Origin of the sequence: Amycolatopsis sp. CFH S0740, from assembly GCF_004522315.1 — a bacterium.
Taxonomy (GTDB): domain Bacteria; phylum Actinomycetota; class Actinomycetes; order Mycobacteriales; family Pseudonocardiaceae; genus Amycolatopsis; species Amycolatopsis nivea.
In genome coordinates this window covers 23,266-43,269 of the sequence record NZ_SDLS01000016.1, presented here as the reverse complement: position 1 = coordinate 43,269, position 20,004 = coordinate 23,266, and the positions used below count along the sequence as shown (strand labels likewise).

Sequence of the window (20,004 nt, the reverse complement as noted above, 5' to 3'; positions counted from 1 at the left end):
TCATGCCCCCTTGTTCTGGTTCATGCGGTCGCGCAGGCGTTGGCTCCAGGACACGGGCGGTGCGAGCATGCCCGGCGGCAACGAAGTGGCGTCAGGAGGCGATTTCGGCTCGGCCGGTGTTGCGTGGTTGGTGCCGGTGAACGTCGGTGTCGCCGCGATGCGCGCGGGGACCTGGGTGGCGACTTCGTCCGCCAGGTACGGCTTCTCCTCCGCCGCGCCGTGTCGCGCCTGCACCGCGGCCGCCGCGGTCGTGACGGCGTGCCAAGCCGGTCTCGCGCCCGACATCGTGCCGAGTCCGCTGGCGTAGTGGACGCCGTAGGCCTTGGCTGCGGCGGCCTGCCGTCCGAGCGCGGCTTTAGCGGCGTTGCCCTTCGAGGTCAGCGCCGTGCTGGCCCGGTGCGCGGCGCGCGGCCACGAGACCGGCGCGCCGATCGTGTAGGACAGCACTTTGCTTCCTGCCTTGCCGCCCGTTTTTCCCGCTGTCACAAGCCGGTTCTTCAGCTCCCCGACCGGAGCGACGGCCTCGGCGAACGCGTCTGTCCCCGCTTTGACCGTCCGGGAGATCCGATGCGGTCCGGGGGCCACGATGGGTTCCGGCAGCGGTTTCGGCGCGGTGCGCGGTTGCCCGAGCCGCTGCATGCCCGCGCTCACCCGCGACCGCACGCGCGCGACATTGGCGGCAAGCCGTTTGCGGAACAGGAAACCGGAGAACACGACCAGGTCGATCACCGAGAACCGCACCAGCGCGGGGCCGAGATCGGCGGTCATCAGCGACCGCACGATCACTGTCATTACAGCCAGAAACAGCATGCCCATCAAGACTTTGGCGACGGTCGCCGCGATCGAGCTGACCCGGTAGGCGAGCTGGTGCTGCCAGGCCGGGACCACCGCGATCACGAGCGCCAGCGCCAGCAGCAGTCCTTCGAACAACAGGAGATACGGGGCCAGCACTTGGATCGCGTTCAGGCAGACGGTGAGGATGGCGAACAGCACCATCGCGATCGCGTAGCCCCACGCGCCGAACGCGCGGTCGGCGTCGGCGACCTCGTTGTACTTGCCGTATCGGTCGGGGCAGCCGCCCAGCTCGCGGGCCTTGGTGCTGTCGTCCTTGCCCGACCACGGGCCGTCGTCGAGCACCTTCTTCACCGAATACCGACAGGCTCCGTCCGCTTTGCGGTCGCCCGTGATCGCGGAACCGTAGTTCAGAAGCTCCCACGGCGTGACGAGAAGGTTGTCGATCAGCGCCTGTCCGATTGGTGCCGCGGGGTTCCCCGTTCCGCCCGGCTGCTGGCCTAGCACTATGGCGCTAACGTCCGTGCCGAGCGCGCGGCTGAGACTCAGCACCCCGTCATCTCCCACCAGGAACCCGACGGGGTGTGTGATGACCGAGACGGCGAGCGCGTTGATCACGATCGTCGACAGCATCTCGCGCCACGCCCGGGTGGTGAACCCGCGCACGAACAGGAAACCGAGGTAGCACACCGCGATCAGCAAGGCGATCTGCCGCAGGTGGAGGTCTCCGATGATCGAGGTCTGCCAGACTTGTTCCAGGCTTTCCGCCGGGGCTTTCACCCAGTCCACAACGCCCGCGGTCATCGACCATTCGGTGAACCACACCGAGAAACCCACCGAGTACTTGCCGACCGCGAAGCCCATGTTCCCCAGCCACAGCCAGATCGTGGGCATCGGATCGCTCAGCAGCGACGGTAAATTCGCGAAAAGATCGTAATTGTGCAGATCGCGGCCGTAGCCGTCATCGATGCTAAACAGCCCATTGCCGTGCCCCTCGTACCCTTGCTGGTCGAGCAGCGGAAGCGGCGGCGGTTCGCTCGGCGGCACGGGCTTGCCCGGCGACGGAGCCGGAGCTGGCGCGACGACGTCCGGGTTGGTGACGCAATAGGGATACGGTTCACAGGAATGCGGCTTCGGCGGCGCTTGTTGAGCAGCCGCACATGGTGCACCCGCCAGTGCCGCAGTCAGCAGCACCAGGAGAACAGCCGCGCACGCGGCCGTGACGTTGGGACGGGGCACATCCTGGACACGCACGCGCCCAGACACGTCCGATTCAGGAATGCGAAGTTTTCGCGCTGCGCGTGACCGTGGGCGTGGTCAGGACGGCCTTCGGGAAAGTCCGGTATGGCTGCGGAAGCACCTTGATCTTGCCGATCCGTCCAAAGTGGTCCCGCACGAGGAACTCCCCCGCACGGGCCTTGCGCTCCGTTTCCCCTCCGGCGGGATTGAGCGGCGAGAGATCCTTGGTGACAGCGTCGTGGTAGCGCGGGTCGGCCGGGTCGACGCCGAGCCAGGCCAGGCTCTGGCGCGCAAGACTGTCGTCGCGGTGACGGCCGACCAGGCGGACGGCAATCAGACCGCGCAGGACGTCATCGCCGAGGTCTTGCGGCGCATGCGACCCGAATGCGGCGTCGGCACCGTGTTTGCGGCCGTCGCGGACGAATTCCAGGGCGATCTGCTGGCCTTCCGGTGTGCCAGTGACGTTGTAAGCCTCGTCGCAGATGAACTCTCCCCATCGGGTGGTGCCGAAGCAGACTTCTTTCGCAATAGCGGCGATGAGCAGGTGGAAGGCTCGGCCGAACAGTTTCCGCGGCGGAATGCGGGCGGCCATGCGTTCGCTGCTCATTTCCAGCGTGGTGGGCAGCGGGACTTCGTGGGTGCAGAACGCGACGAAGTCCGCAGTGTGCAGATCGACCGGCGGGAGGTCGGGGTCGAAGATCGTGCGGGTGATCGGGTCGTGCCGGAGCCGGTCCAATCGCGACGCCAACGCACGCGCGGCAACGTCTTGTTTGCCTTGCGCTGCAAGGACGTCGATAAGCCGGTTGCTGGAGGCCTCGGCTGTGGAGGTCACGGTGTCGAGTCCGCGGCCGAGCGCGTCTCGTTCGGGTGAGGTGGATTCGAGGTCGAGCCAGGCGGCGAAGAAGATTTCGGCGATGCCGGTGCTGGTCTTGCCGCGGAACACGCGCAGCGGGTCACACGAGCAGCGCAGTTCGGCGTTGCTGGCGCGTTCGCCGTCGAGCGCGGGGTCGACGATGTCGACGACCTGGGTGTTGCCGGGCAAGGCGTCGGCGACCGGGACCCATTCACGGCTGCGGGTACGGTCGATGGCGATGACGCGACCGTCGAGCATGAGCCGGACGATTGCGGCGACGTTCTTGAGCACCACCGACTTCCCAGCACCCAGCTCCCCCACCACCGCGATCCCGCCGGAGGAGTCGTGAGTCGGGCCGTAGGTCGGGTCGAGCAGGAACGGGGCAAGTGCCCCGCCGTCAAGGGCAAGCCCGAACAGCGCGCCGGTCGGATCACCGAAGTCGGTGGCGGAGAACGGCAGGAGCATGGCGGCGTCGGTCGCGAGGAGGCTCTGGCTGCATTCGCGCACGACCATCGGGGTGCGGTAGCCGGGCAGCATCGCTTGGTAGAGCTGGCGCTGTCCGCCGAGCGGGCGTTCCCATCGATATTCGCCGCCGAGGAACGTTTGCCGCAGCCTTTTCGCAGCGGCGTCGCACTCGTCCGCGGTCTGGCCCCAAACACAGGCGATGACGCCGACCTCGAGGTCGACTTCGGTGGAACTGGCACCTAGGCGAGCGTTCTTGTGCTGGATCTCCTCCTGCGCGGAATGCACGTCGGCGGGCACGCCGGCGCTGTCGGCAGCATGCTCCTCGTCCTGTCCCATCAGGTCACGAGTGCGGCGGCGGTTGGCCGCTCGGGCTTCCTCGTTGGTTTTCACGGTGACCCGAAGGGCGTAGTCGATGCCGAACCCGAGATCAGCCAGCCGGGCGAGGATTTCGTGACCGGGGAAGGTGAAGACGCGTGGCATCTCGGCGAGGACGAGGTAGGCCTGGTAGCTCGCGAGGACGCCGTCGTCGGACGGGGTCAGGCATTTGAGGAACCGGCGGTTCAGGGTCGCGAGCGGCGCGAGGAGGCCGCGGCCGTCGTGGTCGGTGCGACCGCCTTCGTCGAGCACGCTCGCCGGGAATGTCGCGAGAGCGGTTCGCCGCTGGGGCGAGACCGAGACTCGCGTGTTGTGGACGGTCTCGCTGGTCTCGAGCTGTGGCTCGTTCACGCCGCGAACCGGTGCGCGGCACAGCCACCACAGCAGTTCGGCTTCCGTCGCCGGGCGCAGCGGCAGCGCTCCGCCGAGTTCCTGTCCCGCGGCTCGGGCCCGTTCCTTGGCCTGCGTTACGGCCGCGGTTGTCGCTGGTCTCGTGGGGAGACCGAGACTGGCCGCCAGCGCGGCACCGGTCGCGCGCAGCAGGCCGCCGGCGGTGTCCCGCCAGCCGTGGCCCGTCAGCGGGAGCGCGATCCAGTAGGTCCGGCCGAGCAGGTCAAGGGCGTCGAGTTGGTCCCAGGCGTTGTGCACGGTTTCGGCCCAGTGCGGGTTCGTCTCGACGTCGATCCCGGCCAGGCAGCGGCGGACGATCGCGTGCGGCTGGGCCTGTTCGCACAGCGACACGATCAGCGGTTGGCCGCGCAGGGATTTCATGAACGTCACTGTGCGCTCGTACAAGGTCCGCAGCTGCCGTCCGCTCGAACGCGCGCTCTCCCTCGGCAGCACCCGCCATACGGCCCAGGTCGAGCCGTCAGCGCAGAAAACGAGGTTCCCGCTCAGGTCGAGGATCTGCTCCATCTCCGCTCCTTCGTCTCCGCCGCAGTCTGCGGCTAGTCCTGCAGCGCACCGAGATGGAGATGAATCCGGTGTTGTGTCCGCACAGGACGGGCAGGCCGGTACGAACGACGGCCGAGCATCCCGGACGGTGGTGCCAGCACGTGCGAGACCAAGCCGCACAACCAGCCGAGCGGGGTCCGCGACTCGATCCGGGCACGACGCAGGAACACCGCCGACAACGGCAAGCACCAACGCGCCGCGCCGAGCCAGTCCAGCAGCGGCAACTTCCATACCGTGAGCAGGAGAAGCAGGAACACCACGCCCTGGGTCAGGGTGTAGGGCCCGCCCGGCAGATACCCGCCGTCCCGGCCCGGCATCCGGCCGAACATCCGCGGATACCGCCGCGACCGCGTGTAGGACCGGCCGATCAACGTCTCGCCGCGAGGCTTCGGCGCGGGCACGGCTAGTGGGTGAACCAGGAGCCGAACATCCCCGACACGGCGTCCAGGTTCAGCAGGATCCCGAGGAACACCGCCGCGATCACCCCGTACTTGATCGCCCTCGTGAAGTTCCCGCGAGTGCCGATCAACAGACCGATCCCGCCGACGACAGCCACCAGCAGGATCAGCCGCCGGACCGCCTCGCCGCCCCACGCGAGATTCGCGTCAAGCCACGACTTCACATCAGCAGCCATCAGCATTCCCATCCTCAACGCCTCCCTGGAGTCGGTTCCCGCAGCGGGACCGGGTCGATCCGGGTCAGCTCCCACCGGCCTGACCGCGCGGTCAGGGTGAGCGGGTAGTCAGCGAGCGTGCTCTGCCCGGTCGCGTCGAAACACTTCGCCCGCGCCAGCACCCGGACCTGCGTCCCGTCCAGCGGCCGCGCGGCCTGCCCCGGCTCGAACGTCTCGTGGGTCCGCAGGTCCTGCAGCCGGACCGACACGAACGGCGTCGGCGACACCGGTGCGACGCTGGTCCCGGGACTGACATACCGGTCAAGCTGCCCCTGCCCCACCAGATAAGCGGTCAGGAACCCGACGACCGATTGCCCGACCGGTCCTGCCGGATCAGCGGGCTGGCCGTAGGCGAGTTCGGGCTGCGCTGCCGTCGCGGGGCAGGTCACTGGGGTCGGCAGCGACGTCGCCGCGTACGAGCTGCCGTCCCCGACGAAACCGACTTGCTCACAGGTGATCTTCGCGGGACGCGTGCCGTCTGGCTGCAGGGTAAGCAGGTTCGCCGCGACGACCACCGACCAGACCCCCGGCTCGGGCGAGACAGTGGAGACCGTGGCGGTCGCCACCGGGATCTGCGACCCGACTTCTCGCTCCGAGCGCATCCCGTCGGGGTAGAAAGCCACCAGGGCTGCGGAATCGTCGCGGCTGGCCGACAACCACGACCGCACATACATCTCCGCCCACCCCTGCGGACCCCGCTGTACTTTCTCAGCCGCCGGCACCGGATTCGGAGCTGCACCGGGGCGCAACACGACCAGCCCTCCTACCGTCGCCAACGGGCTGGCCACGACGACCATCCAGGCCACCGTTCGTCCGGCCCTGCCGGTCATCGCGCGGCGTGCGGGCTCGACCGCGGCGTCCGGCAACACCCTTGCCAACGCGCTATTCCGTCGTCCGCCCGGCTTGCGCACGGCCCGACCGACGGGCTTCGCGCTATGCGCCATGGCCCTCTCCCGCCTCCCGCCGGACACTGGCCTCGCAGACATGCCTCTCGCCATCCGGCTTGATGCGGCCTCGTTCAACTCGCCCACGGCAGAACTCCGCCCGGGTACTCCTCCGCGGCGTCCGCGAGCGCAGCGATCGCCCGGTTGCGCCACCGGGTCACCGTCGGCTGGCTCACTCCCAATTCCTCGCCGACCTGCCGATCCGTGGCCACCCCGTCCCGACCGGCCCGGTCACCGAAGAACCGGCGCGTCAGCACCGCCTGGCCCCGCTCGTCGAGCAAGCCACGCGCCACCGCCCACGACAGCACTGACAGCAATTCCTCTGACGCGGCAACCTCGCGCTCCGGCTGCGCCAACGCGCCGCGGAACGCGTCGTCGTCCACACTCGCCACCTCGACCGCGGCCTGAACATGGTCCACCCCGAACGAGCGCAACGCCGCCCGCTGCGTTTCCCGAACCAGATTCGCCGCCACGTGATGCCGACGGCGCAACGGGAAACACCGGACCTGCTCCCACAGGTGTCCGATCACTGTGGCCTGCACGTCAGCGTTGGCCTCGTCTGCCGAGGCTCCCCCGCCGGTTACGCCCCTCCGCGGACCTCCCCCGCCGGTCGAGGCCCGCACCGCCCGGATCACCCGGCCAGTCACCCCCGGAACTGCGGGCAACATCGCCGAGAGCACGATCTCCGCCGCCGTCGCTCCGTCTCGGCCCGGCACCGCGGCACGTTCGAGCAACGCGTGCAGGATCCGGTCGTGTGTCTCGTACTCTCGCGTCGCCAGTACCCGTGCAAGACGGTCTCGACTCGATGTCTCGACCAACGCGAGATCTGACCGCGACCACGCCTCCAAGGCCCGGTCGAACCTCCCGATCACGCGCGGGTGACGAAGACGGCTCTGCAACGCCGTCAACGGGCTTTCCCGGATTCCATCTGCATGTTGTGAACTCATCGCAGTTCCTCCTCAAGTCGTGGCTGCTTCGCCCGACCCTCTGAACGAACTGCGTCTCCTTTGCTGGGTCCGATCCTTACCCCGCGCTAAGAGCAAGCGTGAGTTCACCCTTTGCGGCGACACACGACCACGACACGCAGAGCAGCGAATCACCTGACTAGTTCTGCCAGGTCACCATCGGGATCAACGACCAGCGGACCGTGGGACGTCTCCATCGGCCTCAGCTCCGCGAAGAAGGGCACCGTCGACCCTGCTACGTCGCGAACGTCGCCGCCCAGCGGGTGATGACGAATCTGAAGCACAAAGCGGTTCGTGATGTCGATCTTCGATGTCCTGGGCGACGCGGCGAAAGCCGTCGGGCACGCCGTCGAGCGGGTCGGAGACCGGGCCAGCGACGCCGGCGGATGGTTCGGCGATCTGTTCGAGGGCAACCTCGGCGAGCAGGCCGTGCCCCAGTCGGAACTGGTCAAGCAGATCATGGCGAGCAAGGGCGCGCCGGACTGGCACGGCGGCGCCGATCAGGCCGCGGAACTGGCCGAGCAGCACGCGCAGGTCAGCGGTCTGACGCCGGAATCTGTCGCCGCAACTTCACGGACCCGCACGTCGTATTTCGTGCCACTGGATGCACAGGAGGCCAGGTGGATGTGCGAGCGGCGTGGCGGCGCAACGACAAGACACCGTGCTGGACGCGGTGGTGCACGAACTGCTCACGCTCGCGCCCGACGGCTAATCGGTGTCAGAACGAGCTTCCGCCACTGCCAAGGGCCGCAGGCAAGTGAGCTGCCCCTGACCGAGCCGATCGGCAAACAGGCGCTCGATCGCTGACTGCGGTGCGAAATCCTCGCACCGCGAGTTGCTCCACCGCCGATACTTCACGCCCGTGCTTCTCCGCCGAAGCTCCCTCGCAAAATTCGTCGCTTCAGTCGGGGAACAGTCCGATGGGTCGATTCGCGCTACGATGGCGAAGCAGTCCGGCCGACCCAGGCCGATCCCGACGAGAAAGAGGCGTCCAGTGGCTGAGCCAGCGACCACCCCCGCGCCCGCGCGCAAGGAGTCGAGCCGTGTCGCGCGGCGGCGGGACCGGCGCAAGGCCGAGATCGTCCGCACCGCCACTGAACTGCTGTCCGAGCACGGCTACCAAGGCATGAACCTGGAAGACGTCGCGGAGCAGACGGACATCGCCAAAGCCACGTTGTACCACTATTTCTCCGGCAAAGACGAACTCGTCGCCGCGGTGCTCGAAGCGCTGACCGTCGACGTCAACACCAGGCTGGAAGCCGCCCTCGAACTCGTGCGCGACCAGAGCTTCCTGGAGCAGATCCGCACCCTCATCCGCGAGCAGGTGCGCATTCTCACCGACACCGCACCGGAAGTCGCGACGGTGTTCTCGTGGCCGAAAGCGTGGCCGGACGCGTTCGACGAGATCATCAAGGACAGCCGCCGCCGGCACGACGCGATCTTCCGCCGCGTGGTCGAGGCCGGTCTGGCGGCCGGGGAGTTCGACTGCCCGGACGCGGACGTGGCGTTGCACTGCCTGCACGGCGTGCTCAACCAGTCCTCGTTGTGGATTCGCCCGTCGTTCCCGGCGGAGAAGAAGGAGGAACTCCGGGAGGCGGTCGTGGAGACCGCGTCGCGGATGCTCAGCCTGAAGCAAGCCGCCTAGGCATCCGGACCGGGGACCGCGTAGCGCGAGCCGAGTGTCCTCGAGCGATCGCTGGCGGCCTCGATCGCGGCCATGAACGAGGCACGCACCCGATGCCGGTCCAGTTCCTGGACCGCGCGGGTGGTCGCACCGCCCGGTGACGTGACCTGGTCCCGCGCCAGCGCGGGATGATCGCGGCGCGCACGGAGAAGTTCGGCGCTGCCCAGCATCGACTGCACCGCCAGCTGCCGGGACGCCGCTCGCGGCAAGCCGAGCAGAACCCCCGCGTCGATCATCGCCTCGACCAGGTAATGGAAGTAGGCGGGTCCGGACCCGGACAAGGCAGTGACGGCGTCCTGTTGTTCCTCCGCGACACGCACCACCTTGCCGACCGGCGCGAGCAGGCATTCGACCTCGGCCAGTCGTGCGTCGGCGGCGTACCGGCCGGGAGAGATGGCGCTGATCGCCTCGCCGATCGCCATCGGCGTGTTCGGCATGGCGCGAACCACTGCGGCGCCGGCGGGCAGCTGCGCCTCCAGCCAGGCGGTCGGCACTCCCGCGCACAGCGACACCACCGTCGCGTCGGGTTTCAGCTCACCGCCGATGGTTTGAAGAATCTCCGCCACGTCCGGCGGCTTCACCGCGATCACCACGATCTGGGCCGACGCCGCCGCGCGTGCCGCGTCGGCGACCCGGACGCCGTATCTCTCGGTCAACTCCGCAGCACGATCAGGGCTGCGCACGACCGCTGTGAGGTCCTGCGGTCGCCTGCCCGCGGCGAGCAACCCGGCGAGCAGCGCTTCGCCGAGCTGTCCCACCCCCAGCAGGGCGATCTTCCTGTCCCGCACCATACCGAACCTCCACCAGCACAACAGCTCGCGAGAGCCGCGACCGTTCAAGTCTCAGCCGGTGGGCTGAGATTCCTCGCTCGCGTCGAGCAACGGCAGCGACAGTGCGCGCATCTCGACTTTCCGGATCTTCCCGGTGACCGTCATCGGGAAATCGTTCACGACATGGACGTATCGCGGGATCTTGAAGTGCGCGAGCCGACCGCTGCAGAACGCCCGGAGCGCCCGCGCGTCGAGCGGTTCGTGGCCGGGGCGCATCTTGATCCACACCATCAGCTCCTCGCCCATCCGCGCGTCCGGCACGCCGATGACTTGTGCGTCCTCGATGCCGGGGTGGGTGTGGAGGAATTCCTCGATTTCGCGCGGATAGATGTTCTCGCCGCCGCGGATCACCATGTCTTTGATCCGGCCGGTGATCGCGACGTACCCCTCGTCGTCCATCACGCCGAGGTCGCCCGAGTGCATCCACCCGTCGGCATCGAGCACGGCGGCCGTGTGGTCCGGGTCGTTCCAGTACCCCTTCATCACCGAGTAGCCCCGAGTGCAGAATTCGCCGGCGGTCCCGCGCGGCACCGGACGCCCGGTCTCCTGGTCGGCGATCTTGACTTCCAGGTGCGGGAGCACCCGGCCGACCGTGGCGACCCGTTTTTCGACGCTGTCGTCGCGTCGGGTGAGCATCGAAACCGGTGCGGTCTCGGTCATCCCGTAGCAGACCGAGATTTCCTCGACGCCCATGCGCGCCATGGTGTTCTTCATCAGTTCGACCGGGCACGGCGAGCCGCCCAGCAGGACCGCCCTCAGCGCGCTCAGGTCGAATTCGTCGAACCCGGGGTCCGCGAGCTGGGCGATGAACATCGTCGGCACGCCCATCACCACGGTGCACGATTCCGCGGACAATGCCTCCAGAGTGGAGCGCGCGTCGAAGGAGCGGGCCGGGATCACGATCGCGGCGCCGTGCGCGGTGGCCCCGAGGTTTCCGATCACCATGCCGAAGCAGTGGTAGAACGGCACGGGCACGCACACCCGGTCCTGTTCGCTGTACCCGAGCACCTCGCCGATGGAGGCGCCGTTGTTGAGCACCGAATGATGGGACAGGGTCGCGCCTTTCGGAGCGCCGGTGGTGCCGCTGGTGTACTGGATGTGGATCGCGTCGTCGGCCGACAACTCGTCCTGCAGCCGCGAGACCAGATCCGGATCCTCCGCCAGCGCACGGCTTCCGGCGTCGAGCAACTGCTGCCAATCGCCGGTTTCCACGTAGAGCACGTCATCCGCTGCGGGTACTTGCGGCAGTACCTCGTCGAGCATGGCGCGGTAGTCGGAGGTCTTGAACCTCTCGGCGGAGACGACCAGGCGGACGCCTGCGTTGCGCAGGACGAAGCGCAGTTCGTCCGCGCGGTACCCGGGATTGACCGGGACGAGGATCGCGCCGATCTTCGCCGTCGCGTACTGGACGAGGAGCCACTCAGGCGAACTCGGCGCCCAGATGCCGACCCGGTCGCCTCGGCGGATTCCCTTCTCCAGCAGGCCCGCGGCGACGCGGTCGACGTCGACGGCCAGGTCGCGGTAGGTCCACCGGCGTCCGGAAGGCCGGTCGACCAAGGCTTCCCGGTCGCCGAAACACGCCGCGGCGCGGTCGAAGTCCGCGCCGATCGTGTCTCCCAGCAGCGGAAGCTCCGCCGTGCCGGACGCGTAGCTCAACAGTGAACTCACGGGTTCGTCTCCTCGGGAAGTGTTCAGCCGGCCATCGTCAGGCCGCCGCTGACGCTCAGGACCTGGCCGGTGACGAATCCGGCGTAGTCCGACGCGAAGAACAGCACCGCGTCGGCGACCTCCTCTGGCGTGCCCAGGCGGCGGAACGGAATCGCGCGCACGAGTCCTTCGCGCACCTTTTCCGGCAGCGTCGCGAACAGCGGAGTGTCGGTCGGGCCGGGGCACACGCAGTTGACGTTGATCCGGTGCCGCGCGACCTCCCGGGCCAAGGACTTCGTGAACGCGATGACGCCGCCCTTGGTCCCGGCGTAGACGGTCTCCCCCAGGCTGCCGACCCGGCCCGCGTCGCTGGCGATGTTGACGATCTTCGCCGCGCGTTCCTGCGCGATGATCGGCTCGAGCAGCGCGTGGGTCAGCCGCACCGGGCCGAGGAAGTTCACCGCGACCAGCGACTCCCACAGCGCGTCGTCGTTCTTCATGAACGGCTCCACCCTGTCGAACCCCGCCGCGTTCACGATCACGTCCGGCACGCCGTGCGTGCTGACGACCTCGTCGCGCAACCCCAGGATCGCGGCGGCATCGCCGAGATCCGCCTTGTGCGCGGTGGCCCGCACGCCGATCAGCCGGGTGGTTTCCGCGAGTCCTTCCCCGTTGCGGTCGACCGCCGCGACCGTCGCGCCCGCACCGGCCAGCGCGACCGCGATCGCGCGCCCGATCCCGGACGCGGCCCCGGTCACCAGGGCCACCTTGTCGTCGAGTTTCACGCCTGCCTCCTCCGTCAGCGGACACCTCCGGTCCGCGGCTCGCCGAGCCTAACGACCGTCGGCTCGTTTTTTCAACCCATGAGTCGAACTTCATTCGACACAGTCGACTAATCGGGGTTATGGTTGGCCCGCGCCGGGGCTCGAAACCGTCCCGGCCCGACGGAGACGAGGAGCGACGATGACCAGGTTCGACGGCTACGAACAGCTGACCTTCACCCGGCGCGGCAACGGAGTCCTGCTGATCACGCTGAACCGGCCGGAGAAGTACAACGCGGCCGACGAGCAGATGCACACGGAACTCGCGCGCGTGTGGACCGACGTCGACGCGGACCCGGAAACCCGCGTCGTCGTCATCACCGGAGCGGGCAAGGCGTTCTCGGCGGGCGGGGACCTCGCGATGGTCGAGCGCATGGCCGGCGACTACGACCGGGTTTCGCACATGCTCAAGGAAATGAGCGACCTCGTCTACAACATCATCAACTGCGAGAAGCCGATCGTCTCGGCGATCAACGGCGTCGCGGTGGGCGCAGGCACGGTCGCCGCCCTGCTGGCCGACGTGGCCATCGCGGCCGAGGACGCGAAAATCGGCGACGGGCACGTGAAACTCGGCGTCGCGGCGGGCGACCACGCCGCCATCATCTGGCCGTTGCTGACCGGGATGGCGAAGGCCCGCTACTACCTGCTGACCGGCGAGATGATCACCGGCGCGGAAGCGGAACGCACCGGACTGGTCGCGAAGGCCCTTCCGCGCGAACAGGTTCTGGACGAGGCGCTGCGGGTCGCCGACACCCTCGCGACCGGCGCGCAGCACGCGATCCGGCTGACGAAGAAGTCGCTCAACAACTGGCTGCGGTCCGCCGGGCCGACCTTCGACCAGTCGGCCGCGTACGAAATGCTGACCTTCCTCGGCCCGGACGTCGTCGAGGGCTACACCGCCCTGCGCGAGAAGCGCGCGCCCCGGTTCCCGTCCGCGAGCGCCTGAACCATGGACGGCTACGAGACGATTCTTCTCGAGCGCCCGGCCGAGCGGGTCGCGCTGATCACGCTGAACCGGCCGAAAGCTCTGAACGCGCTGAATCAGCAGGTCATGCGCGAACTGACCACCGCAGCCGGCGAACTCGACCGCGCGCCCGATGTCGGAGCCATCGTGCTCGCCGGCTCGGCGCGGGCGTTCGCCGCCGGAGCCGACATCAAGGAAATGGCGACGCTGGAGTTCAGCGACGTCTACCGGGACAACCTGTTCGCCCAGTGGGAAACGCTGGCGCGGATCCGCACGCCGACGATCGCCGCGGTCGCCGGGCACGCGCTCGGCGGCGGCTGCGAACTCGCGATGATGTGCGATCTGCTGATCGCCGCGGACACCGCGAAGTTCGGCCAGCCGGAGATCACGCTCGGCGTCATCCCCGGCATGGGCGGCTCGCAGCGGCTGACCCGCGCGATCGGCAAGGCGAAGGCCATGGACCTGATCCTCACCGGCCGCACCATGGGCGCGGAGGAAGCGGACCGAGCCGGACTGGTATCCCGGATCGTGCCCGCCGACGCCCTGATCGACGAAGCCCTCGCGACCGCGGCCGCGATCGCCTCGATGTCCGCGCCGGCCGCGATGATGGCCAAGGAAGCCGTCAACCGGGCCTTCGAGACCCCGCTTTCCGAAGGCGTGCTCTTCGAACGCCGCGCCTTCCACTCCGCCTTCGCCACCCGCGACCGCGCGGAAGGCATGGCCGCGTTCATCGGCAAACGGCCGCCGAACTTCCACCACGCCTGAGGACCAGACATGCGACGGACACTGTGGGACACCGAACACGAGGACTACCGCGCCACCGTGCGGCAGTTCGTCGAGGACGAGATCGTCCCGTACACGGAAACGTGGGCGCAGGACGGCATCCTGCCCCGGGAGCTGTTCACCGCGGCGGGGAAAGCCGGACTGCTCTCCACCGCCGTCCCGGAGGAGTACGGCGGCGGAGGCGTGCCCGACTTCCGGTTCAACGCCGTCCGCGGCGAAGAAGCCGCCCGAGCGGGCGCCGCAGCCGCCGGGCTCGGGCTCACCCTGCACGCCGACATCTGCACGCCGTACTTCCTGGAACTGACCACGCCCGAGCAGAAAGCGCGCTGGCTCGGCGGAATCGGCTCCGGCGAGGCCGTGACCGCGATCGCGATGACCGAACCCGGGATCGGCTCCGACCTCGCGTCGATGGCCACCACGGCCCGGCGCGAGGGCGACCACTACGTCGTCAACGGCGCGAAGACCTTCATTTCCAACGGGATCAACGCGGATCTGATCATCCTCGCGGTGAAGACCGACTCGGCGAAGAAGCACTCCGGGGTCAGCCTGCTGGTCGTCGAGCGCGGAACCCCGGGCTTCACCCGGGGCCGGAACCTCGTCAAAATCGGCCAGCACGCCCAGGACACCGCCGAACTCTTCTTCGACGACGCACGGGTTCCCGCAGCCAACCTCCTGGGCAGCGAGGGAGAAGGCTTCCGTTACATGACCGCGAACCTGCCGCAGGAACGCCTGTCCCTCGCGGTCTACGGCGTGGCTGCCGCACGCGCCGCGCTGGCGTGGACGCTCGACTACGTCCAGACGCGGCATGCGTTCGGCCGGTCGATCGGATCGTTCCAGAACACCCGGTTCAAGCTAGCGGAGCTGGCAACCGAAGTGGACGTCGCGCAGGCGTTCGTGGACCAGTGCGTCCTTGCCCTCAACGAAGGCGAGCTGAGCCCGGCCGACGCGGCCAAGGCCAAGTGGTGGTGCACGGAACTGCAAGGCCGGGCGGTCGACTCGGGCGTGCAGTTGCACGGCGGTTACGGCTACATGGCCGAGTACCCGATCGCGCAGGCGTGGGCGGACGCGCGCATCACGCGCATCTTCGGCGGCACGACGGAGATCATGAAGGACATCGTGAGCAAGGACCTCGGCCTGCCCGTGCGCTGAAGAACGGAAAGACTGGTGCCCCGGCGGAAGTTCCGCCGGGGCACCAGTCTTTCGGGAGATCAGATGGTCACGGCCAAGCGAGTCGCCTGGTCGATCGCGCGCACAGCGTCCAGTTCCGCGGCCACGTCCGCGCCGCCGATCAGCCGAGCGGACACGCCCCGTTCGGACAGCGCGCTGTGGAGAGTCCGGTCGCTCTCCTGTCCGGCGCAGATGACCACGGTGTCGCACGGATGCACGCGCGACTCGCCGTCGACGGTGTAGTGCAGGCCCTCGTCGTCGATGGCGTCGTAACGGGCGCCGGCGACCTCTGCGACACCAGCCTTGCGCAACCGGCTGCGCAGGATCCAGCCGGTCGACTTGCCCAGCCCGCGGCCGAGGCGTTCGGGCTTGCGCTGGAACAGCGTGACCTCGTGCGCCGGTTCCGGTTCGGCGGCCGGTGCGGCGAGATCCCCGCGAAGACCGGCGTCCGGCGCGGCAACGCCCCATTCCCGCAGGAACGTCTCCGGCTCCAGCGCGACGCGGGGATTGCCGACCAGGTACTCGGCGGTGTCGAAGCCGATGCCGCCGGCGCCGATGACCGCCACCCGCTTGCCCGGCGTCACGCGTCCGGAAAGGACGTCCGCATAGGACACCACCTTCGCGTGGCCGATGCCGGGGATGTCCGGTCGGCGCGGGTGCACGCCGGTGGCGAGGACGATGTCGTCGTAGTCCTCGTTGACGAGTTCGTCAGCCTCCACCGGCTTGCCGAGCCGGACGTCCACTCCGGACCGCTCCAGCCGGACCCGGAAGTACCGGATCGCCTGGTTGAACTCCGCCTTCCCCGGCACGCGCTTGGCCAGGTTCCACTGCCCGCCCAGCTCCTCGGCCGCGTCGTACAGCGTGACCGAGTGGCCGCGTTCGGCGGCGTTCAGCGCGAACGCCATCCCCGCCGGGCCGCCGCCCACGACGGCGATGCGCTGCCGCACCACGGGTTTCTCGGCGAGGAACTCGATCTCGTGCCCGGCACGGGGATTGACCATGCAGGACGCGGTGCGGTCGGTGAAGATGCGGTCCAGGCACGCCTGGTTGCACGCGATGCAGGTGTTGATCTCGTCGGTGCGCCCGGTGCGGACTTTGACCGCGAAGTCCGGGTCGGCGAGCAACGGCCGCGCCATCGACACCAGGTCCGCGGACCCGTCGGCGAGCAGCGCCTCCGCCACGTCCGGGTCGTTGATCCGGTTCGACGCGATGACCGGGATGCCCACCGCGTCCTTCACCCGCCGCACCGCGAACGTCCAGGCCGCGCGGGGGACGCTGGCCGCGATGGTCGGCACCGCCGACTCGTGCCAGCCGACCCCGGTGTTGAGCACGTCCGCGCCGGCCGCTTCGACGCGCCGGGCGAGTTCGGCGATCTCGTCGCCGGTCAGTCCGTCCTCGACCAGGTCGACCGCGGAAATCCGGTACACCAGCAGGAAATCCGGCCCCAGCCGCTCGCGGGTCCGGCGGACGATCTCGACCGGCAGCCGCAGCCGCCCGTCCAGGTCGCCGCCGAACTCGTCCCAGCGGTCGTTGGTGCGCGGCGAGGTGAACTCGTTGAGCAGATAGCCTTCCGACCCCATGATCTCGACGCCGTCGTATCCGGCGTCGCTGGCCAGCTCCGCGGACCGGACGAACTGCCCGACGACGTCCCAGACCTCGGCCGCGTCGAGTGCCCGCGGCGCATGCGCGTTGATGCGCGCCCGGGCGGAAGACGGGCCGACGCACCCGGGCACCTTCGCGTACCGGCCCGCGTGCAGCAGCTGCAGCACGATCGCGCTGCCCTCCGCGTGTACCGCTTCGCAGACCGCGCGGTGCGAATCGAGTTCGTGATCGTCGTCGATGACGCCGGATTCGGGATCCATTCGCCCGTCCGGATGCGGCGCGTACCCGCCGGTCAGGATCAGGCCGACGCCGCCTCGGGCGCGCGCCGCGTAGAAGGCGGAGAGCCGTTCCACCGGCCGGTCGAGGGTTTCCAGCCGGGTGTGCATGGCACCCATGACCATCCGGTTGGCGAGGGTGGTGCCGCCGACGCGCAGCGGGGCGAGCAGATGCGGATGTGCGGTGGCGGGGGCGTTCGTCACTTCGGCTCCAGGATCGTGGTTTTCGGGGTGTCGCCGGCGAAAACCCCGGCGACGTCGGCACGGAGGAGGAACTTCTGCACCTTGCCGGTCGCCGTGCGCGGCAAGGAGTCGGCGAGCACGAGGTGCTCCGGCCAGAACTGGGTGGCCATGCCGGCGGCACGCAGATGTGCTTGCAGGTCTCGCAGATCAGGCGGTTGCCGCGGATCTGCCGGTACGACGACGGCGACGGCGCGCTCTCCCAGCCTCGGGTCCGGCGCGCCGACCACGGCGACGTCGCGGATGGCGGGATGCCGGACGAGCTCCCCTTCGACCTCGACGACCGGAACGTTCTCGCCGCCGCGCACCACGATGTCCTTGGTACGCCCGCAGATCCGGATGTAGCCGTCGTCGTCCATCCGGGCCAGGTCGCCGGTGTCGAACCAGCCGTCGGCGTCGATCGCGGCGTCCAGCAGGTCGCGCCGCCCGTGATAGCCGACCAGCAACGACGCACCGCGCGCGAGAAGACGGCCTTCCTGTCCGTGCGGCAGTTCCCGGCCGGTCTTGTCCGCGATCTTCAGCTCGTTCCACGGCATCGGGCCGCCGTCGCTTTCGGCGGCGCGCAGCGGATCGTCGTCCAGCCGGGTCGTGCTCAGCGCGCCGACCTCGGTCATGCCCCACACCGCCAGCAGCCGTGCGCCGAGCCGTTCCCGCACCCGGCCGACGAGATCCGGCGGGATCGGTGCGCCCGCGCAGCTGATCCGGCTCAGGCTCCGCACCGGCCGGGCGGAGCCGGCGGCGCAGAGGTCGGCGAGGAACGTCGGCGCGGCCATCGTCCAAGTGACCCCGTGCTCCGCGATCAGCTCCAGTGCCGCGGCCGGATCCCAGGTGTCCTGGTACACCACCGTCATCCCGTAGAGGAACGGCATCGTCACGCCGTAGTAGAAGCCGACCGTGTGCCCCAGCGGCGAGAAGGCCAGCAGCACGTCGTCCGGGGTGAGGCGCGCGGCCTCGTACGACGGACGCATCCCGGCGTACACCGTGTTCCAGGTGTGCACCACGCCTTTCGGCTCGCCGGTCGTTCCGGAGGTGAAACCGACCTGGGCCGGGTCGTCCGGCGACGGCCGCAACGCATCGAGGTTCGGCGCGACAGCGACCGCGGCAGCCAACTCCTCGAGGCGTCTGGTTCCCGGCAATCCTTCCGGCGCTTCACCCGCCACCAGCACGTGTTCGAGAGTGCCGACACTTGCCGCTATCCCGGCCGCCATCGCGGCGTAGTCGTGACCGCGGAACGTCCCGGGCGTGATCAGGACCCGGGAGCGGAGCCGGTCGCAGATGAACGCGACTTCCCGGCTGCGCAGGATGGGCAGGACCGGATTGCTCACCGCCCCGATCCGTCCGCACGCCAGGTGCACCGCGGCGAACTGCCACCAGTTCGGCAGCTGGAACGACACCGCTTCCCCGGGCCGCACGCCGAGTTCCAGCAACACCGACGCGAACCGGTCCACGATCCCGGCGAACTCCCGGTAGGTGAACGACTCCGCGTTCCGGTCGCCGCGGCGCGACACGACCGCCGTCTTGCCGGGCTGCCGCGCGGAATGCTCCAGGAAGTCGTCGACCACTGTGCGGTCGCGCCACCACCCGAGCCCGCGCAATTCAGCGGGGTCGCCCGGCATCCGGTCCGCCCGGACGCGCCGGTCGACCGCCCCGCCAAGGGGATCTCCCTGCCCGCGCTCCGCCATGAGCGCCTCCTGTGTGCCTCGACGAGCCTCGACGGCTCTTCTGGACTGATGGGACAACAGTACGAACTACGAGACTGATAATCAACTCATCGGTCGGGTTTTAGTAGTATCGGTCGGCATACCGTCCAAACGGTAGTACGCAACTCGATCTTGGAGAGGGCCGGAAATTATGCCTGAAGTGCTGGAAGACCGCGTCGAATGGGACCTCGCGGACGGGCTCGCCCGGATCACCCTGAACCGGCCACCGGCCAACGCCTTGGACATGGCGACCGGCCGCGCACTGCGGGAAGCCGCGGACCGGGTCGCCGCCGGCGCACACGACGGGACGGTCAGGGTGGTCCTCCTGCGCGCCAAGGGCCGCACCTTCTCCGGAGGAGGAGACCTCCGCGAATTCGCGGCCGCCGCTGACCGCGGACAGGAGGTGGGCGCTCTCGCGCAGGACCTCCACCAGGCGATTCTCACGCTCGCGAACACACCCGTTCCCGTGGTCAGCGCCATCCACGCCACCGTGGCCGGCGGCGGGATCGGGGTCGCGCTGGCGGCGGACATCGTGCTGATGGCCGCCGAAGCCAAGCTGCAGGTCGCCTACACCGCGGCGGGGCTCAGCCCCGATTGCGGTTCGACCTGGCTGCTGGCGCGGCGCTTGGGACCGGCGCGTGCGCTGGACCTCGCACTGACGAACCGAGCTTTGACCGGGGCCGAGGCCGCACAACACGGTCTGGTCAGCCGCGCCGTCCCGGCAGCCGAACTGGACCGCGTCACCGACGAGGTGGTCGCGGGGCTGCTCGCCGGCCCCGCGCGGGCCTACGCGGAAACCAAACGCCTTGTCGCCGCGGCAGCGCAGCGGGATCTGGCGACCCAGCTCGACGACGAAGCCGCCACGATCACCAAGATCGTCGCTACCGCGGAAGGAATCGAAGGCGTGAACGCCTTCCTCGAAAAGCGCACTCCGAGCTTCTCCCAGTAGCAGCCCGGGATTCCGACAAGTCCGCTCACCACAGTGGACACTTGTCGGCAGTCCGCCGCGCGAGCCGAGAGGTTCCCGCGGC

Annotated in this window: 17 protein-coding genes; 6 read left to right on the top strand and 11 right to left on the bottom strand. The window is 69.1% G+C overall.

Annotated features, from left to right (window positions below; translation table 11 throughout):
• The 6 genes from EIZ45_RS25555 to EIZ45_RS25530 all read right to left on the bottom strand — a co-directional run bounded on the left by EIZ45_RS25555 (position 1) and on the right by EIZ45_RS25530 (position 7,029).
• Positions 1-2,046, bottom strand: a complete 2,046-nt coding sequence (locus EIZ45_RS25555; protein ID WP_134662655.1) for a hypothetical protein — start codon at positions 2,044-2,046, stop codon at positions 1-3.
• A 19-nt stretch (positions 2,047-2,065) separates the two neighbouring features.
• Positions 2,066-4,639, bottom strand: coding sequence for an ATP-binding protein (locus EIZ45_RS25550; RefSeq protein ID WP_134662656.1), 2,574 nt, complete (start codon positions 4,637-4,639; stop codon positions 2,066-2,068).
• 32 nt (positions 4,640-4,671) lie between these two features.
• The gene (locus EIZ45_RS25545; RefSeq protein WP_240690599.1) at positions 4,672-5,079 is read right to left on the bottom strand and encodes a hypothetical protein; all 408 of its coding nucleotides are present in this window, start codon (positions 5,077-5,079) and stop codon (positions 4,672-4,674) included.
• 2 nt (positions 5,080-5,081) lie between these two features.
• Positions 5,082-5,312: a hypothetical protein gene (locus EIZ45_RS25540; RefSeq protein ID WP_240690600.1), complete on the bottom strand. Its 231-nt coding sequence runs from the start codon at positions 5,310-5,312 to the stop codon at positions 5,082-5,084.
• 14 nt (positions 5,313-5,326) lie between these two features.
• Complete coding sequence (locus tag EIZ45_RS25535; RefSeq protein WP_240690601.1) at positions 5,327-6,025, bottom strand: conjugal transfer protein; 699 nt, start codon at positions 6,023-6,025, stop codon at positions 5,327-5,329.
• 344 nt (positions 6,026-6,369) lie between these two features.
• On the bottom strand, positions 6,370-7,029 hold the full coding sequence (locus tag EIZ45_RS25530) for a helix-turn-helix domain-containing protein (RefSeq protein WP_240690602.1): 660 nt from the start codon (positions 7,027-7,029) through the stop codon (positions 6,370-6,372).
• A 528-nt stretch (positions 7,030-7,557) separates the two neighbouring features.
• Here EIZ45_RS25530 and EIZ45_RS25525 point away from each other — a divergent pair.
• Together EIZ45_RS25525 and EIZ45_RS25520 are read left to right on the top strand one after the other, a co-directional pair.
• Positions 7,558-8,067: a hypothetical protein gene (locus EIZ45_RS25525; protein WP_134662659.1), complete on the top strand. Its 510-nt coding sequence runs from the start codon at positions 7,558-7,560 to the stop codon at positions 8,065-8,067.
• Positions 8,068-8,254: 187 nt separating this feature from the next.
• On the top strand, positions 8,255-8,905 hold the full coding sequence (locus tag EIZ45_RS25520; protein WP_205669875.1) for a TetR/AcrR family transcriptional regulator: 651 nt from the start codon (positions 8,255-8,257) through the stop codon (positions 8,903-8,905).
• On the opposite strand, the gene proC is transcribed toward EIZ45_RS25520, so the two are convergent.
• Genes proC through EIZ45_RS25505 form a run of 3 tightly spaced genes read right to left on the bottom strand, consistent with a single transcriptional unit; the run spans position 8,902 to position 12,206 of the window.
• Entirely contained in the window at positions 8,902-9,735 is an 834-nt protein-coding gene (gene proC, locus EIZ45_RS25515) for a pyrroline-5-carboxylate reductase (RefSeq protein WP_134662661.1), read from the bottom strand. The genes EIZ45_RS25520 and proC overlap by 4 nt on opposite strands.
• Before the next feature lie 51 nt (positions 9,736-9,786).
• A complete protein-coding gene (locus EIZ45_RS25510; protein WP_134736075.1) occupies positions 9,787-11,442 on the bottom strand; it encodes an AMP-binding protein in 1,656 nt (551 codons plus the stop codon).
• 23 nt (positions 11,443-11,465) lie between these two features.
• On the bottom strand, positions 11,466-12,206 hold the full coding sequence (locus EIZ45_RS25505; RefSeq protein WP_134662663.1) for an SDR family NAD(P)-dependent oxidoreductase: 741 nt from the start codon (positions 12,204-12,206) through the stop codon (positions 11,466-11,468).
• A gap of 178 nt (positions 12,207-12,384) precedes the next feature.
• On the opposite strand from EIZ45_RS25505, the gene EIZ45_RS25500 reads away from it, so the two are divergent.
• Genes EIZ45_RS25500 through EIZ45_RS25490 form a run of 3 tightly spaced genes read left to right on the top strand, consistent with a single transcriptional unit; the run spans position 12,385 to position 15,138 of the window.
• The gene (locus EIZ45_RS25500) at positions 12,385-13,188 is read left to right on the top strand and encodes an enoyl-CoA hydratase/isomerase family protein (RefSeq protein WP_134662664.1); all 804 of its coding nucleotides are present in this window, start codon (positions 12,385-12,387) and stop codon (positions 13,186-13,188) included.
• A gap of 3 nt (positions 13,189-13,191) precedes the next feature.
• The gene (locus EIZ45_RS25495) at positions 13,192-13,971 is read left to right on the top strand and encodes an enoyl-CoA hydratase (protein WP_134662665.1); all 780 of its coding nucleotides are present in this window, start codon (positions 13,192-13,194) and stop codon (positions 13,969-13,971) included.
• Between the two features lie 9 nt (positions 13,972-13,980).
• Positions 13,981-15,138 (top strand): acyl-CoA dehydrogenase family protein, encoded by a 1,158-nt coding sequence (locus EIZ45_RS25490; protein WP_134662666.1) that lies wholly within the window; start codon positions 13,981-13,983, stop codon positions 15,136-15,138.
• A 59-nt stretch (positions 15,139-15,197) separates the two neighbouring features.
• Here the strand turns inward: EIZ45_RS25490 and EIZ45_RS25485 are convergent, their stop codons facing one another.
• Positions 15,198-17,237, bottom strand: a complete 2,040-nt coding sequence (locus EIZ45_RS25485; RefSeq protein ID WP_134662667.1) for an FAD-dependent oxidoreductase — start codon at positions 17,235-17,237, stop codon at positions 15,198-15,200.
• Entirely contained in the window at positions 17,234-18,955 is a 1,722-nt protein-coding gene (locus EIZ45_RS25480; protein WP_134662668.1) for an AMP-binding protein, read from the bottom strand. Before EIZ45_RS25480 ends, EIZ45_RS25485 begins: the two co-directional genes overlap by 4 nt.
• A gap of 178 nt (positions 18,956-19,133) precedes the next feature.
• Between EIZ45_RS25480 and EIZ45_RS25475 the strand changes: the two genes are divergently transcribed.
• Positions 19,134-19,922 (top strand): enoyl-CoA hydratase/isomerase family protein, encoded by a 789-nt coding sequence (locus EIZ45_RS25475; protein WP_205671777.1) that lies wholly within the window; start codon positions 19,134-19,136, stop codon positions 19,920-19,922.
• Positions 19,923-20,004: the final 82 nt, after the last annotated feature.